At 42.3% G+C, this 16,413-nt stretch carries 16 protein-coding genes and 1 pseudogene; 3 read left to right on the forward strand and 14 right to left on the reverse strand.

Annotation, left to right across the window (positions count from 1 at the left end; genetic code table 11):
* The 5 genes and pseudogenes from M2135_RS14125 to M2135_RS14145 form a co-directional block, all read right to left on the reverse strand.
* A pseudogene (locus tag M2135_RS14125) lies at window positions 1-524 on the reverse strand (helicase); the annotation flags it as partial.
* A gap of 13 nt (window positions 525-537) precedes the next feature.
* The gene (locus M2135_RS14130) at window positions 538-879 is read right to left on the reverse strand and encodes a DNA-binding protein (RefSeq protein ID WP_280749170.1); all 342 of its coding nucleotides are present in this window, start codon (window positions 877-879) and stop codon (window positions 538-540) included.
* Window positions 880-1,116: 237 nt separating this feature from the next.
* A complete protein-coding gene (locus tag M2135_RS14135; RefSeq protein WP_280749172.1) occupies window positions 1,117-1,518 on the reverse strand; it encodes a hypothetical protein in 402 nt (133 codons plus the stop codon).
* Window positions 1,519-1,521: 3 nt separating this feature from the next.
* Complete coding sequence (locus M2135_RS14140; RefSeq protein ID WP_280749173.1) at window positions 1,522-3,102, reverse strand: ATP-binding protein; 1,581 nt, start codon at window positions 3,100-3,102, stop codon at window positions 1,522-1,524.
* Between the two features lie 9 nt (window positions 3,103-3,111).
* Window positions 3,112-4,344, reverse strand: a complete 1,233-nt coding sequence (locus M2135_RS14145) for a site-specific integrase (RefSeq protein ID WP_280749174.1) — start codon at window positions 4,342-4,344, stop codon at window positions 3,112-3,114.
* A 436-nt stretch (window positions 4,345-4,780) separates the two neighbouring features.
* Between M2135_RS14145 and M2135_RS14150 the strand changes: the two genes are divergently transcribed.
* Together M2135_RS14150 and M2135_RS14155 are read left to right on the forward strand one after the other, a co-directional pair.
* Entirely contained in the window at window positions 4,781-5,122 is a 342-nt protein-coding gene (locus M2135_RS14150) for a CGGC domain-containing protein (RefSeq protein WP_280749175.1), read from the forward strand.
* 294 nt (window positions 5,123-5,416) lie between these two features.
* Window positions 5,417-6,193, forward strand: coding sequence for a class I SAM-dependent methyltransferase (locus tag M2135_RS14155; RefSeq protein WP_280749176.1), 777 nt, complete (start codon window positions 5,417-5,419; stop codon window positions 6,191-6,193).
* A gap of 57 nt (window positions 6,194-6,250) precedes the next feature.
* On the opposite strand, the gene ahpF is transcribed toward M2135_RS14155, so the two are convergent.
* Both ahpF and ahpC read right to left on the reverse strand, forming a co-directional pair.
* Window positions 6,251-7,804 carry an alkyl hydroperoxide reductase subunit F gene (ahpF, locus tag M2135_RS14160; protein ID WP_280749177.1) on the reverse strand — a complete coding sequence of 518 codons (1,554 nt, stop codon included), beginning with the start codon at window positions 7,802-7,804 and terminating at the stop codon, window positions 6,251-6,253.
* 108 nt (window positions 7,805-7,912) lie between these two features.
* A complete protein-coding gene (ahpC, locus tag M2135_RS14165; RefSeq protein ID WP_280749178.1) occupies window positions 7,913-8,479 on the reverse strand; it encodes an alkyl hydroperoxide reductase subunit C in 567 nt (188 codons plus the stop codon).
* Between the two features lie 327 nt (window positions 8,480-8,806).
* Here ahpC and M2135_RS14170 point away from each other — a divergent pair, with 327 nt between their 5' ends.
* Window positions 8,807-9,073, forward strand: coding sequence for a hypothetical protein (locus tag M2135_RS14170; RefSeq protein ID WP_280749179.1), 267 nt, complete (start codon window positions 8,807-8,809; stop codon window positions 9,071-9,073).
* 225 nt (window positions 9,074-9,298) lie between these two features.
* Here M2135_RS14170 and M2135_RS14175 read toward each other — a convergent pair whose 3' ends face one another.
* Genes M2135_RS14175 through M2135_RS14205 form a run of 7 tightly spaced genes read right to left on the reverse strand, consistent with a single transcriptional unit; the run spans window position 9,299 to window position 16,400 of the window.
* Window positions 9,299-9,895 (reverse strand): LuxR C-terminal-related transcriptional regulator, encoded by a 597-nt coding sequence (locus M2135_RS14175; RefSeq protein ID WP_280749180.1) that lies wholly within the window; start codon window positions 9,893-9,895, stop codon window positions 9,299-9,301.
* Between the two features lie 9 nt (window positions 9,896-9,904).
* The gene (locus M2135_RS14180; RefSeq protein WP_280749181.1) at window positions 9,905-10,600 is read right to left on the reverse strand and encodes a hemerythrin domain-containing protein; all 696 of its coding nucleotides are present in this window, start codon (window positions 10,598-10,600) and stop codon (window positions 9,905-9,907) included.
* Between the two features lie 54 nt (window positions 10,601-10,654).
* On the reverse strand, window positions 10,655-11,809 hold the full coding sequence (locus M2135_RS14185; protein ID WP_280749208.1) for a Rid family hydrolase: 1,155 nt from the start codon (window positions 11,807-11,809) through the stop codon (window positions 10,655-10,657).
* 13 nt (window positions 11,810-11,822) lie between these two features.
* Window positions 11,823-12,530, reverse strand: coding sequence for a hypothetical protein (locus M2135_RS14190; RefSeq protein ID WP_280749182.1), 708 nt, complete (start codon window positions 12,528-12,530; stop codon window positions 11,823-11,825).
* On the reverse strand, window positions 12,530-13,732 hold the full coding sequence (locus M2135_RS14195; RefSeq protein ID WP_280749183.1) for a porin: 1,203 nt from the start codon (window positions 13,730-13,732) through the stop codon (window positions 12,530-12,532). Before M2135_RS14195 ends, M2135_RS14190 begins: the two co-directional genes overlap by 1 nt.
* A 49-nt stretch (window positions 13,733-13,781) precedes the next feature.
* A complete protein-coding gene (locus M2135_RS14200) occupies window positions 13,782-15,239 on the reverse strand; it encodes a di-heme oxidoredictase family protein (RefSeq protein ID WP_280749184.1) in 1,458 nt (485 codons plus the stop codon).
* Between the two features lie 12 nt (window positions 15,240-15,251).
* Entirely contained in the window at window positions 15,252-16,400 is a 1,149-nt protein-coding gene (locus tag M2135_RS14205) for an imelysin family protein (RefSeq protein ID WP_280749185.1), read from the reverse strand.
* Window positions 16,401-16,413 lie beyond the last annotated feature (13 nt).

Raw genomic sequence — 16,413 nt, forward strand, 5'->3', positions numbered from 1 at the left:
AACCTGTGTGCCCAGTCTGCGTTAAACTGGCTGCGGAAATCCTCGTTTGAATTAAAGGTGGCATTCTTCCCGAAGATCATCTTTAAGAAACGAAGGAATGTTGTCTTGCCGGTATTCCGTTCGTTGGATACCAGTAATAGGATAGGAAGCATTTGAGTAGGTTTCATGTAGAGGATCTGCAGATAATCCAAACCAAGCTCCAGTTGTTCTCCGAAAATATGTGTTAGGAATGAGCGTATATACGGAAAGTCTCCTTCAGTTGGAACATGATTAATTGGTTCATACTGGTTCAGATATTTCCCATGTACCTGTTTATAGTCGATATGGTCGGGAATAATACAGAAGCCATCATACTTATCTATTTCCGGTAGGTTGTTCTTGCCATAGTCCTGTCGAAGCGTTTCATAACTCCATGGAATCTTTTCTTCGATATAATCGCCACTGATAAGAGGGCGATGTACGGTTTTATACAGCGTGGTGCCAACCCTTAGAAACTTTTCCGCTGTGTTTTCTTTTTCTTTCATAGTAACACCCCTCCTATCTTTTACGTTTGGCACTCTTGGCAAGTGTAAGATTGGCCGATGCTATATGTCCCTGATGGGATTTGGTTTGACCATCTGCCCACAGGATGAGTTCTTTCCTTGAAAAAACGAGCTTGTTACCATACTTACGAAAAGGCATAGAGCCGGAAGAGGTAAGTTTGTATATTTTCGCTTTAGAAGTTGGATATCCGTATTCTTCAAGCACTTGGATGGCGGTATCCAATGTTATTGTATCGGGAAGCTCTTTTGGGGTAGATAGCACCGGAAAAGCCTTGGATACCTCTTCGCTGATGATCGCCCGAAGTTCCTCGGACGTAGTTAGAATAATGTTTGTCATAACTATGCTATTTATAAATGAATAACTAGCTGTCGTCACAGCGTTAATTATCAATTGATAGCACAAAGTAAAAACAGATATAAATAGTGATAAAACGTGGAATAGCTTTACATAGGGTAGACAAATACTACAATTTCGATGCAAAATGCTACAACTCCAGAAGAGAGATAACATCGCTTTACATCGGTTGTCTGCGGTTGTCTTACCGTTGTAAAGTCAAAAGAAAAAAGTGATTTTTTATTGTTTTTGTTTGTGAAGCTGTTCAATTACTTCGTCTATATCGAAGCTGGTAACCTTTATACTCGGCATAACATACTGAGAGATAAATCCTTTTTCTAACCATTGATCTACGGTTGGACGTGAAACCTTCATCATCTTTGCTAAAAGGTATTTGGAAATAATCGGCTTACCGTTGAAGTGTTCTATGAATTGTTTGTTAGCTGCATAGTAGTGTTGAAGGTTGGAGATAGCTTTGTCAACATCCAGTATGTAAGGTTGGTATTTTTTGGTTATAGTGATCTCGATAGAATCCATGTCATAGTCTGCTGCCAGCTCCGGGTTTTTGGACAACTCTGCTATAAGTTGCCCAAAGATAGCAGTATCCTTTGCTTTTATGGTCGTTTTCTTACGGCGTGGCATGTTTTATTTGTCCTTTAGTATATTCATTACTTTATCAGTAAAATAATACCCACCCGTTTTGGGAGCTCCACGAAACTCGACAATGTCTTTTCTTCTTAAAATACGAAGATAGCGCTCGGCTGTTGTCAAGCTTTTATTTATTCTATTAGATATTTCTACTGCATTTAACCCTGAAACGTTCATAAGAACATCCACTATGTCATTTACACCGTCATTTACACCGTCATTTACACCGTCATGAATGAGGGTGTAAATTTTACCAACCTTACTATCAGTGTTTTCTAAAACTTTTACACCATCATTTACACCGCCATCTACACCGTCACTCTTGACAAAAGCTGGGTGCATCGGAAGCGTAGTAATAAAATAGCTGTAATTATCATCTGTTTCAAAGCGAGGTTCAGGAGAACCGTTTTTCATCATTTCTTTGCGGATAATGGGAATACCCGTTCCTCGACCCTCCGTCATATCCAGTTCTTTCAGGAAGTCACCTATCCTACGATTCCGATACCGGCGGTTGTGAATAACTCCACTACGAATTTCATCCATCTTTACACTCCGATCGGGACCACCTTGATTGATGATTTCAATGCAATCCGGTAGTATCCGTATTTCCACCGGCTCTCTCACTTCCCAATTTCTATGATAAAGACTATTTACAATACTTTCTTCTAATGCCCGAAACGGATAATTCCATACACGCTGCGATTCGGCTCTATCCGGCAACTTGTATATTTGTTCTTTCAACACCACGCTCCGTAATTGAGCAAGAGCTTGTTGTATTTGAATATAAATAGGACCCGTAATTGCCGGTTTTTCGTAAAATGTAGGATCCCCCAGTCCGTTTGGGAACTCGACAATCTCAATGCGAGAATAAGGGAAAAACTTTTCGGGATGGTAGTTAAACATCATCAATGCGATATTCTTGGGATACAACAACTCATCGGGACCACTTACCAAGTCCATTGCCCTATAAATATCGATCAAGGGTGTAGTTTCTATTTGCTCCACCAATGTGCTGCCTACATTCAATAGATATTCTCTAACCAGTAAGGGAGAAATATCATCAACACTCGCTTGTGTATTAATACGGTCGTCAAAGGGTGTCCGGTTACTCAGACTTATCAGTTCTTCCCGTTCTTCTTTATTGGGAATGCAAGTGCTGGCATACCTTCGGATATAATATTGTCGTTTCTTTTCTTTCGCTGTTACATCTTCCGGTACTTCATACGGACGGTTCATACCTGCCGGCACCCATATCACAAGAATATTTTTGTCGTCTATAGTCTCTATACTGATTTTTGGAGCATAATATGGACGTATCAGATTATTGTAACCAATCATTTCTTTTTGAATAGCATCCAATTGTTCTGTCGGAATACCTGCAACCGGTCGCTTGGATCTACCGTTCTCTTCTTCGGCACCAACGATAATATACCCACCTCCGATATTTTCAAAATCATTGGCAAAAGCAGATATCGTCCGATATATTGCTGCCGGATTCCAACCCTTCTTATATTCAATCCGTTCACTCTCCACTATGCGGCCGGAAATCAGTTTCTCTACATTAACAGGTATTGCCATGTTCTCTATTTATTCTCCAAAGTTAGTTAATAATCTTGCATTCTTCTCCCTTTCTTCTTTTTCGAAGGATGCCAAGTAGTTCTCTGTTGTTTTCAGGTCGTTATGTCCTAAGCTTTCAGATATATAGGCAATATTAGCTCCGGAACGTTTCAGAACCGTCGCATAGGAATGCCGAGCCGAATAGGTGCTTAAACCGTCTATACCTAATGCTGCGCCAATCTTCTTTAGTCGTTTGTTGCACAGCTTGGTAACCGCTTTTACCACATCTTTTTCTTCAAAAGGTGTTTCATTTCCTTTAAGATATCCGAAAATGTAATCTTCCGGTTTTCTGGATTTATTGCCCCATTTCTTGATAATAGCATCCATTTCAGGGGTTACAATAGCACATACTTCCTTTTTCGTCTTAGATGTTCGGGCAGTCTTTGCCCGCAAAAAGCAGATCTCTCCATTACGAATGTTAGAATACTTAAGCGTCAGCATATCGGCAAAGTTAATGCCATTACAGAGATAGGAAAAGAACCACATATCTCGATACTTTTCTGTCGCCTCCGTTCCATCGGAGTAAGTAACAATTGCTTTTATTTGCTGTAGGGAAAGAGTTAACTTTCGCCCTTGCCCAGTCGGTATTTCATATTTCCCGTATCCGAACGGGTACTGACTTTCTTTTATGATTCCAGCTCTCTTTGCTTCATTAATAATACAACGAATAGCTCGGCAATACATCCCGATGGTTGTATAGGCTCTACCGGCATTTAGTAGATACTTCTCATATCTCTTCAACCAATCTACTGTAACAGCAGTAAAAGGGATATTCTCACCCGCGAAATATTCCACACTCTTTAGTGCATCCTGATAGAAAAGGTGAGTACCTACTTGTTCATTGTCCAATAGCGCTCGTATCTTGACTTTGAATCCAGAATTAAGGGTGTCTGATGTTGTTCTACTTAAACGGCTATTCAATGTATCAAAGGAGAACCCACCTTCATGCAGTAAACCTTGAACAGTATCTTTTACTATATCAAATGTGTTCTGTATATCCAAGCGTATGGACAGCATTTTCTTACTTTTGGTATCAGGCAATCTCTCCCAGTCTTCAATGGTCATATACTTACCTGTTGAGTAGTATTTACGCACACGCTGATAGGTGACACGTATTTTGATAGGATACAAATTATCCTTAGTTGCTCTCCGATTATCGAAAAAGGAAGAAACCGTCACCCCATTGTTTGAATAGTTGAACATAAGCGCTATATTTGATCTGTTTCTCTCCGTGTGCAAACCGAATATTTGCACACAATTTGCACACAAATATAGCAATTATTTCAAAATATAAGTTTTTGGTTAGAGTTTTATTTTATATACTCATCTTTGTTTCAGTAAATTAGAAAATAGAAGAAAATATATAAAAAATAAAGAAAGGCATCTTCTTAATACTCATAATCAGGGAGTCCTTGGTTCAAGCCCAAGTGGGACCACCTTATAATATTTTGAACCGTTTACAATCTATTGATTGTAAACGGTTTTTTCTTTTTGGATCCAGATTTGGTTCCAAAACAAATTGAGTAAATACTTTCCTGTTATTGAATACTTTTGTTTTCAATCAAAAAAACTATTCAGATATTTACAGACGAAAAGATAAACGTAAACAGATCGGTAAATATAATCATAACGAGTAAGAATGGAAGGAAAAGTAAAAATCGGAATAATACGTTGTCAGCAAACGGAAGATATGTGTCCGGGTACAACCTGCTTTAAAGTAGCCACAAAGGGTAAGTTGGCTTTTGCTGACTATGGTGAATGTGAAATCGTCGGATTCGTCACTTGCGGTGGATGCCCTGGAAAACGTGCCGTACCCCGTGCGAAGATGTTAGTCGACCGTGGCGCTACGGTGATAGCCTTTGCTTCCTGTATTTTCAAAGGAACACCTATCGGTTTTGTCTGTCCGAACGCAACACAAATGCACGAGGCCATACAAAAAGCTATTGGCGATGAGATTGTATTGTTGGGTTATACCCATTAATTATAACTCAACTGTAATTGTTTGATTATTATTATCGCATTCATTAAAAATAGCTATCTTTGCCCATCTATGACAACTACTAAGAAGGATCTGGTTTAGTAAATAAGTTCAGACGTCCTGTCGAACTTATCCCTTAGTCTATACTCGGGCATGTCTTGCCTGAGTTATTTTTCATGTCTTATAATCAAGTATAAAGGCCTATTATGATGTAGAGAATTACGCTCTGCAGGGTACTTATACTTAAGAAATAATGGACAGATAACTTTAAACATTCATTTATAAATAAGAATAATCATGAGTAACGAAAATAAAACAATATACGATTTCGACTTTAGTTTAATCTGCGAATACTTCGCACAGGTAGAACGTCAAGGACCAGGAAGCCCGGAAACAACGCGTAAAGCATTAAGCTTTATTGACAATTTGACCGAGAAATCTCATATTGCCGACATTGGTTGCGGCACGGGCGGACAGACAATTACTTTGGCGCAGCATATATCGGGTGAGATTACTGCACTTGACTTGTTTCCTGACTTTATTCAAATCTTCAATCGAAATGCCGAGCAACAGGGTTTTCACAACCGAATGAAAGGCATCGTTGGTTCGATGACCGACGCTCTTCCTTTCGAAAAAGAATCGCTTGACCTGCTCTGGTCGGAAGGCGCTATCTACAACATAGGTTTTGAACGAGGACTGAACGAATGGCGACAATACCTGAAAACAGGCGGTTGTATCGCCGTATCGGAAGTCTCATGGTTTACCGATGAACGTCCCGATGAGATTAATGATTTTTGGATGGCCAATTATCCGGGGATAGATACAATCCCCAACAAGGTCGCTCAAATGCAGAAAGCAGGATATATTCCTATTGCCACCTTTGTTATTCCGGAAACGTGCTGGACGGAATGTTTTTTCGCTCCATGCCATCAGGCTCAGGAAGATTTTCTGAAGAAATACCCCGGAAACAAAACGGTAGAAGACCTGATTTACAACCAACGCCGCGAAGAGGTTTTGTATAATAAGTACAAAGCGTTTTATGGTTACGTGTTCTATATCGGAAAGAAGATTTAACCTATTCAAGTTGGGAAGATTATTTCAGAGAGATACTCTTCCCTTCTTCTTAAAATGTCACTGCAATGATCCACGTATACGGTCGTCAAAAGCACTTAAAGCCGCTTTTGCACCTTCGCCCATCGCAATGATAATTTGTTTGTAAGGAGTAGTTGCCACATCGCCTGCGGCATAGATCCCCGGGATGTTCGTCCGGCAATGGACATCTACTTCAATCTCTCCCAAGCGGTTTGTCTGTACGATATCTTTGAATACTGTACTATTCGGACTAAGGCCGATCTGTACAAAAATACCATCCAGTTCTTTCACATATTCTTGTCCGGTCTTTCTCTCTTTTACTTTTATCCCTGTTACTTTTTCACCGTTACCAACCACTTCTGTCGTTTGTACACTGAGAATGATCTCGATGTTTGGCAGACTTTGTGCTTTCTCCTGCAATACCTTGTCGGCCTTTAACTCATCCATAAATTCCAAGACGGTGACCTTTGAGCAGATACCCGCCAGGTCTATTGCCGCTTCAATACCGGAGTTTCCTCCTCCAACCACAGCGACATGTTTGGATTGATAGAATGGGCCGTCGCAATGTGGGCAAAACGCAACTCTACGTCCGATATACTCCGACTCTCCCGGGACATTCAGCTTTCTCCAACTTGCACCGGTAGCAATAATCAAGGCCGGTGTTGTAAAAACTTCACCGCCGTTTACATGGATCACTTTCTGTCCATCCACCAATTCGACACGGGCAACCGAACGATGTTCCAACAGATCAATCGGATATGCTTCCATATGGCGTTTCAGATTATTTGCCAACGCTTCACCGGTTGTTTGGGGAGTGGCAATCAAATTTTCAATACCAACGGTCTCTTTCACCTGTCCGCCTATCCGTTCGGCCAGTACGGCGACTTTCAATCCCTTACGTGCCGAATAAATCGCAGCAGCCGATCCGGCAGGTCCACCGCCAAGGACAATCACATCATACGCACGCTGTGGGGTCTCTTCCGCTGTATCAGCCATACCGTATCGGGTTTCGAGTTTCGTTAATAATTCACCCAATTCTCCTCTCCCGACATGAATCAATTCGCCATCGGCAAATACAGCCGGTACACCTTGTAATTTTAGGGCATCTACCTCTTCTTGGTTGATCGCCCCGTCGACCATCTCGTGCGAAATAACAGGATTTAGTATCGCCATCAGATTAAATGCCTGAACAATATCCGGACAATTGGTGCATGTCAGCGAAACATAGGTTGTCAGACGGATCGATCCTTTCAATCCCTTAATTCTTTTGATTATATATTCATCCGGGAAATTCTTTCCTTTCCCGTCACTATTCAGAACAGCCAATAAAAGAGAGGTAAATTCATGCCCGTTTGGAACGCCTCTGAATGAGATCCCGGTCGGAGCGTTATTCTTTAATACATGAAAGAGTAAACCGTCACTTTCAGTTTCTTTCAGGGTTATTTTATCTGAGCAGGAAGCAACATCTTCCAGTAAATGCATTAACTCAGTATAACTTTCGTGGTGCTTTGAGGCGTATATATCCAGACAGTAGTCGTTCTCCAGGGTGGAGAAAATTTCAGTGACTTGTGTTTTTAATGATGTATCTAACATTGTTGTTCCCTTTTGTTGTTCCAGTTGTTCGCACTTATTTCACAGTCGATAAAAGCGTGCCCCAATTATCATTCCGACTTCTGAGGCACCTTTTATCACTTTTATTCATCAAATTTTACCTACCAGGTCTATACTTGGTTTCAAGGTTTCTTCTCCCTTTTTCCATTTCGCCGGGCACACTTCACCTTCATGAGTAGCGACAAACAGAGCGGCTTCCACTTTGCGCACCAACTCATCCGCATTCCGTCCGATATTATTGTCATTGATTTCTGCCAGCTTGATTTGTCCTTCAGGGTTGATCAAGAAAGTCCCTCTGTAAGCCATTCCGGCCTCTTCAATCATCACACCAAAACCACGGCTCAATACACCGGTCGGATCGGCCAACATCGGATAGTTGATCTTACGGATGCTTTCAGAAGCATCATGCCATGCTTTGTGCACAAAATGCGAGTCTGTACTGACAGAATAAACCTCAACACCCATTGCTTGCAGTTGTTCATATTTATCCGCCAAATCGACCAACTCGGTCGGGCATACAAAGGTAAAGTCCGCAGGATAGAAGAAAAAGATCGCCCATTTGCCTTTGACATCTTCGCTTGACACTGTTTTGAATGCTCCTTTATGGTAAGCCTCTACTTTAAATTCTGGTAATTTTGAATTGATAATTGGTTCCATTTTTTTATCGTTTTAAATTGTTATTTTTTTTACACTGCAAAGGTAAGTTGCACAAAGGAGAATAAGCGTAATTATCTGATAGATAATAATTAGAGTCACATAGATGAAATCTATAATGATGTAGCGGCCTCCTCCGGCAGCAGACAGATTTTCATCAAGAGTATAGGAGGTTTTCAACAGACTTTCAACAGGGTTTCAACAAATTTTAAACAGTTTTTCAACACATTTGTCAATAGGTTATCAACACCTTCTGTTTCGTTCTTTCTCGGCAAAGAAACCGATCGAAATCGGGCGGGTTACAAACTGTCAATTTGAACACTTTGTCATTTGATCCTCTCCGAGATTTCGTTGTATGGAGCCGCGGGTGAAGCTGTTTGTGAACAAGGCAAGGATTTGGGGTTTATTTTTATAACAGCGCTTGATTCTCATTTTGTCATGCCTATTTTTGTAGGTTCTAAAAATCACGCTTCTGGAAAAAATCAACCGGTTTTCAACCCCTTTTTTCGACCGTTTTCAACCCCTAAAAAAATGATGCTAATGATTGGCTCGAACTATTTAGATGTTCTTCCAAAATCATCTGCACCATTTTTTTAATCATCCAGATAAAATGAGAGAGTGAACCAGAATAAATTGTAGAAAATCGCTAACTTTTTGCCAAAAATACCCGAAAAGGCTCTCTGGTTGACTAAAAACAACCAAAGGACGCGTTAGCTAAAACTGCTTATTTATTAGATTATGTCGCCAATTAACCACTTTTGGCAACAAAATGACAGGAACAAAGCTGTCTGATTAAGACTAATCGTGCAGATCAAAAAACGATTATTGGATATCGCTCAACTCGACCAATTTGTTGACAATGGCATAAATCGTCAGACCACTGGCACTATGAATCTGCAATTTCCGGGCAATATTCCGGCGGTGGGTAATCACGGTATGCGTGGAGAGAAACAGGCTGTCTGCAATTTCACGGTTAGTCATCCCTTTCACGACACAAACCACAATTTCTTTTTCCCGTGCACTAAGTGTTTGTTCTTCAGAGGTCTCTTCCTGACTATGTTCTTCGATCAGCCGTTCTAATTTATGCGCAATTTCATCCGGACTATCATAGATATTAATATGCTCGTCGTAATTCCGCAATATCGCCGGATCGAGGATCGAATACATGATCGCAATATTTTTCATTCTCTGGCATCCGGTCTCTTCTTTTAGTGTCGGCAAATGCGCACAATCGGCCAACGAAGGATTAATAATTAATATATCGGGAGTTTGTTGGCGTAATACATCGGATAGATTGTCTGCCGGAGTCACCTCTATCAGTTGGATACGCCATCCATGCAACCTTTTCAGTAATTGTTCCATGCCGGTTCGGATAATCGCCGAAGGCTCTGCAATCGCTATTTTTATTTGAGTGTTCATGGCGTTTGTTTACACCTGTTTTTCCAAGGCCAATATAGCCGGAACAAACAAGTAATCTTCTATCTGGTTATGAGAAGCCAGATCTTCTTCCGTTGCAAAAATATCAAACAAGACGCTATTCAGTAGATTGGAGGCTTCGCCCGGATAATATTTGATCAGGATATTCTTCAATTCGACAATCTTCATCTCAATCTGATCATGGCGTTTGCGGAAAATGGTGATATTGTATTTATCGCTCTTCTCTCCTTTCAACAAACCTCTCACATAAGGAAAGACCGTCTTCTCTTCATACGACATATGTTTATCTACCTCACCGGCATATTCGTCGAAGAACTTACGAATCACAAAGGCGATATCTTCCGGACAATCGGAGATCGCTTCCACCAGTTTGCGACGCAGGTGAGGTAATCTGAATTTCAGAAAATAATCGTGTGCATTGTGCAAATAAGGCATCAATGCATCCAATGACAGACATCTGTTGATCTGTTCAGAGGGTATCGGTTCGCGATTCTCCTCAGTGAGGAAATTGACCACTGTCAGGAAAGTACACGTGTCGACCGCATGCTGGCGACAAACTTCACCTATACTCTTCTCACCAAATCCCAATGCAATGCCAAAACGGCTCATCATTTGCAACATGGTGTAATTCTCACAGATCAGATCGCTCATGCGGTCTGTTTCCTGATACTTCCCTCTTTTATACATACAATTTCTCCTTTCTAAGTTTTGGACTTAATGGTCAAAGATACGTTTTCATTTTTAAAACGCCATAAAACGCGAATCGCCGGCATCTGTAACAGCGATACATTCTGTTTCGATCAACCAACCCGGACGACAAACCGGCCCCAGCACGATCAGATAAGGCATTTCCGGATAATGCGTGCGGAAGTATTCCGAGACCACCTGATAATCCGATGGATCACGTAAATACACCAATGCCTGTACAATGTCTTTTGTGTCGGCTCCACCCTCTTTCAGTAAAACGGCGATATTCTCCATCATACGTGCGGTCTGCTGCAGAATATCTCCCGGATGGACAATTTCTCCACGGTTATTGATACTGGCCGTACCGGAAATAAAAAGATGTTTGCGGTCGCCATAAGTGATCGTGGTGCCACGTTCAAATGTTACCCCATACTCATAGGTCGGATTCAGATGTGTCGGTGCATATAGATATTGCATCTGTTCGGGCTGCATACCGGCTATGGCATAAGCATCCATTTCTACAAATACATCCGGATCGGCATGCCGTCCCTCAATACCCGTACTGGAGATATAATGCGTCTCCTCGGTTAATCCCTGGGTCACAAAAACCTCTTTACGGGCCTTAACCACTCCGCTGTAATTCACATCGACATTCTGTACAAAGAACCAGGTACGCACACAATGATCCGACAGTTTGCATCCCTGTTCCGACAGCAACATGATATAGTTGTTGAGCAAAAGCCGGGTCTGGTATTCCGAATTGGCCGCTTTGTTGAATGCCCCGCCATACCATAAATGGCGGTATCCGTTGTGGCTTGTTTCGAAGAAACTATCGCGGTGCGAACGAACCGTCATCTCTGTTTGCAGATAGACCCATAACGCTATTTTTGTTCCGTTCATAGGCGGTTGTTGCACCACTGAACAGGCTCCTTGGAAAAGACCTTTTTCGCGTTCGATCAGGAAATCGTGTTGATTAGCTGCATCACTCAGGAAATAGCGCCGGAAAACGGCAACCGCTCTCGTCGGCAGTTCATTGTTGAACATCTCCTGATAAGCCTGTAAAAGAAGTGTAGTCTGCTTTTCAAAAGTCAACATAGGATCGAGTACTGATAACAATGCATGATATTCAGTGATCCCCCCTGCGTTCGAAAAAGAACTTAGTTGTAATTTTATTTGATTGTTTTCGTAATTTTTTATGATCAGATTCATTGTTGTACGCTGTTTATTCATGTGCCCCGTTTTCAATCCAGGTTTTTATCAATGTAATCAATTCTTTCTCCGGCAAAACATCCGTATGATTATAACGAATAATATCTTCTTCCAGAATTTCCGTAAGGAAACTACGTCCCGGTTTGTCCGGTTCTACCAATAAGCGACCGGCTTTTGATAAAGTGGCCGGCTTATTGACCAGTGTGTGATAACTTTTACCAGCTGTCAGGTCGAGACCTGCTGCCGGCACCGATCCGCCTCCATGACAGCGAATACAGTAAGCATCAAAAACCTGTTCCTGTATACGGTTGTAATCGGCCAGATCGATCTCTTTCATCGGTAAAGTCATTTCCGCATAGGGATCTTTTACCGCATACCGGTAAAAATGATAAAGCGGTTGCCGCCCTTTGTTGACCACAGCGATCGAAAGTTCCTTGGTTCGTTCGTCTAACCCATTCAATGTCACCGACACCTCATCGCCAGAGCTGGCCGGTTTAGAGATAATCTTGGAGACCACCGGCATATCCGGATCATCACCAAAAGCGCCGAATACAAGTAGGTACTCCTCAGGCCATGCCTTCTCTCCTGTAAAGGTGATTGCCATGGTACCTTTTCCTCCTTTGACATCTTTTTGCTCCTCGGGATAGATTTTCCCATCATCACAACCCGGTAACAAAAAGATCTGCAAAGATATAATTAAAAAATGAACGAATGTTTTCATCAGAAAGTATATTGTAGCATGGCTGTTGCATGATGGATAGCTACACCCAGTCCGTCGTCATCACGATCTGCTTGTTTGGCATGGCCTGTACGACCCATATATTGATACATCACCTGCAGTTTCAAATTGGAATTAAAAAAATAATAATTGGCGCCAATGGCTGGCATATTCAATATACCATCCATATCTGTCCCGTTACGATCCATGAGGTCATAACGCAATGCTCCCTGCAATTTGTCGGTAATAAAATAACCGGCTTGCATATAAGCGCCCCAGAAGTTTATTGCTTTTGAAATCATCTGCCGTTTGGTAAACTTCATATTGAGCCAATACCCTTCGGCTGCAAAATAAAAGCGGTCTTTGATCCATGAGAATTCCACACCGGCACGAAAGTCGTTGCTGCTTTCGCTCTGTGCCTCCACGTTATAGGAGGTCGAAATAGCAATACTCATCTTATCATCCTTCAGGTTGGAAGGGTCACCTTGTGTTGTAGGCATCACCCCTTTCGGCATATAGGCCAGACGACCCGCATAAAGCAATGAGGCTAACCAGTCATGATCATCACTCATCGTTTTATTGGCCGTATTGACACCGATGCCGGTTCCATTAAAAACACCGACCTGATAGTTCCATTTGTCGTTTACCAGTCCATGTACCTGTATGCCCAGATCAAAACCTGTTGCAAAAACAGGATTCACGGCATTCAACGAATAAGGGAGAACCACATCTTTTGTCAGAGAGAGTGGAAGTACAGGGAACAGAGTCTCACCCAACGTCGTCAGATAAGCATGACTAAACGGTGTTTTAAATTTTCCGACACGGATACGGAAAGATTCTTTTACGGCCACATCAAACCAGGCCTGTTGCAATAACGCACCTCCACTTTGTGCCGCATTAATGGAGAGGTTAAAAGTAACTATATCATACGCTTTTCCGGTGAACCCGAGAATCGCATTAGGGATCTCAAATCCTGAATTGGCAATCTTATCAGCATAAGGGGTATCGAGTCCAACATCTTCATACCGGTTGAACTTGGCTGAAGCTTGCACCAAAGCATAGGGTTTAAACAGGAAATCACCGGATTTCGTAGAGAAAGAAAATCCTTTTTTGCCTGCCAGAGAAACAACGTCGTTCTCTACATATTTATCATCTACAACAACCTGAGCCTGTCCGAATAAAGGAAACGACAGGCAGGTTATCATTAACACTATTAATTTTTTTGAATGTATCATTGTGTATTATCGCTCTTGATTATAATGAATTTAAAAAAGTAATTACAGCATCACGGTCTTCTTTCGACATGCGGGAATAGAGCATGCGGGAAGCCGCTCCCTCACCGTCGTGCCACATGATGGCTTCAGTCAGATTACGTGCCCGTCCATCATGCAAAAAATAGGTATGGCCGTTGACCACCTGTTGAAGCCCAAGTCCCCAAAGCGGAGTGGTACGCCACTCATTTCCTTGTGCCAGGCCACTGACATAGTTATCATTCAGTCCCTGTCCCATATCATGCAACAGATAGTCGGAGTAGGGATGAATCACCTGACTCCCCAGCCAGGGCAGTTGAGTACCATTCAGCAATACCGTACCGCGTGGACGGGTGTGCAATGTCGTCACATGGCATAAATGGCATTTAGCCGCATAGAACATCTCTTCACCTCGTTTGACAACCGGATCATCCACGTTCCGTCGTGCGGGAACACCTAAAGCTTGTAAATAAAGGTCGACATCTTCCATATCACTGGTCGAGATATCTACTCCATACTGAGAAAAGCCCATCATCTGGCTCTGCCCTTGACTGACCTCTTCCGGATAACGGTCGTTGGTCGCACCCATATCGGAAGAAAAACCTAACTCTACCGTCAGATCGGCGTGCTGTGCTTTATTTCCGGAAACACCAACCTGCATAATGCCCCGTTCCAGAATGTAATTCAATCGCCCGCTAATCCCATATTCGGGATAATTGCTACGGGCAGCCAGTTGTTTTAACTCATCCAGATCAAGCGCCATCATCTGTCCCATGCCAACATGACGTAAAGGTTGACGAACGGTAATACGTAACTCCTCCGGTGGGATGCTATCGGCATACCAGTTTGTAATCTCATAGTGTGGGGTAAGTAAGCTATATTTCTCTCCATCGTGGAATTCAAACTCTTCTTCCGTATAGGTCGCTTTCAGTTTCCCTTCCGCTTTGACACCGTAAATGGACTGATCATGTAACACACGACCATACTCCGGATAATAGCCTCCTCCTTTACGGGTAATGTAAACCAACATCGAGGAAAAACCATAGGTCCCCGAACCACCGTCTGTAAACATTGACGGTTTTGAGCGACCTGCATTTTTATGGCAACTGCCACAGGAGTAACCGGCATAAACAGGCCCTAATCCGTTACCACTTCCTTCACCCGTTCCACGTGAACGATCATACAAGTCATCACCTTTGAGGAAACGTACATTATACTCACCACTCACCCAGTCGGCCGGGAGGTCAAATGATTTGGGAGAAGAGGTAAAAACAGTAGACAATCCGGCCGACAACTCCTCCGGTTTGGCCAGCTTCCCATTCGGTTTATAGATTGTCTTGTCATCCAGCCCATCTTCACATCCGATGAAAGACCCCGAGAACGCAAGAATACAAAGCCCTAAAAGAGCCTTGTATCCCAATATATTTCTTTCCGGATCATTAAACCCGAATCTTTTTCTCATATGAACTATTTATTAATATAAATCCAATGCTGTTCTTACTTTCTGGAACACATCACTCAAATCGGCACAAGCCTCCATGGCTGCCTCAATTTCAGAGGTAGCATCCAAATTGCTACGGAAAGGAGCAGGAATGTTCTCGATCGCTTTAATCGTCGCTTCAATCTGGCTTTTTACCTCCGTATCTAAGTCGGCATCAACCAAACGAACCAAACTGGATAAACTATTTGCACTGGCAGTCGTAAGTCCTCTACCTCCAAAATAGGAATTTTTAATACTGATAATGTTATCGACATAGTCAGTCAAAGAGTTCCAGCTATACCATGATTCAACCTGAAGAACTGCTTCTTCATAGTTTTTATTCTTCCATTCGTTATAAGGGGTGCCTATTTTTGCATCACCTACTTCATCAGAAATATTTTGTATCCCACCGCTGATGATAAATTCGCCTAAGACATTACGTGCACTTCCTGTACGACGGGTGGCATATTCTTTCATCTCTTCACCAAAAGGAGTCGGTACTTCTTCTGTTCCCAAGCCATCAACCCAAGCTTCACGAAGACGTTTTGTGTCTTGTAACAATCGGTCTGAGACAGCCTTAGCATATCCTTTTTCGTTGGTAGTCATCTCTTCGGCATTTCTTGACTTTCCATCATTGAACAATAAGTATTCTAAAGTGTGGAATCCGCGCAAACTCTGTGCTTCTTCCGCCTTATCGTCATCTTCAGGATCTTCTTCACCGATAGAGGAGAAATCAGCAGTAAGCAACAACTGATCCAAACCATCTTTATCCAATGGCCAGCTATCCAAACTCGGGTCTAAATTCTCATAATCAGCCGGTCCGTAAAGGAAAGCTTCACTTTCTTCCCAAGGCTTACGGGCTGCTCGCCATGCATCACATGCAATATCTAAATCTTCCTGAGTACCGCTTGATATAAATTTGTTCACCGCAGCTGACATAGCGATCACCTTTGTTTCCATTTCCGTATAGGTAGGGATTACGACGTCGTCTACATATGTTGCAATTACAGCTTTCATCTGCGCTTCTGTGACTACTACTTCAGAAGGCCCGTCCGGCTCGTCCGGGGTGTCGTCATCACTACATGCTCCAAGGGGGAGGAGCAAACCCATGATCATTGTTGCAAAAAGAATTCTTTTTTTCATGTTCTATTAATTA

The organism is Parabacteroides sp. PF5-9 (genome assembly GCF_029893105.1).
In the GTDB taxonomy this organism is placed as follows: Bacteria; Bacteroidota; Bacteroidia; order Bacteroidales; family Tannerellaceae; genus JARXWG01.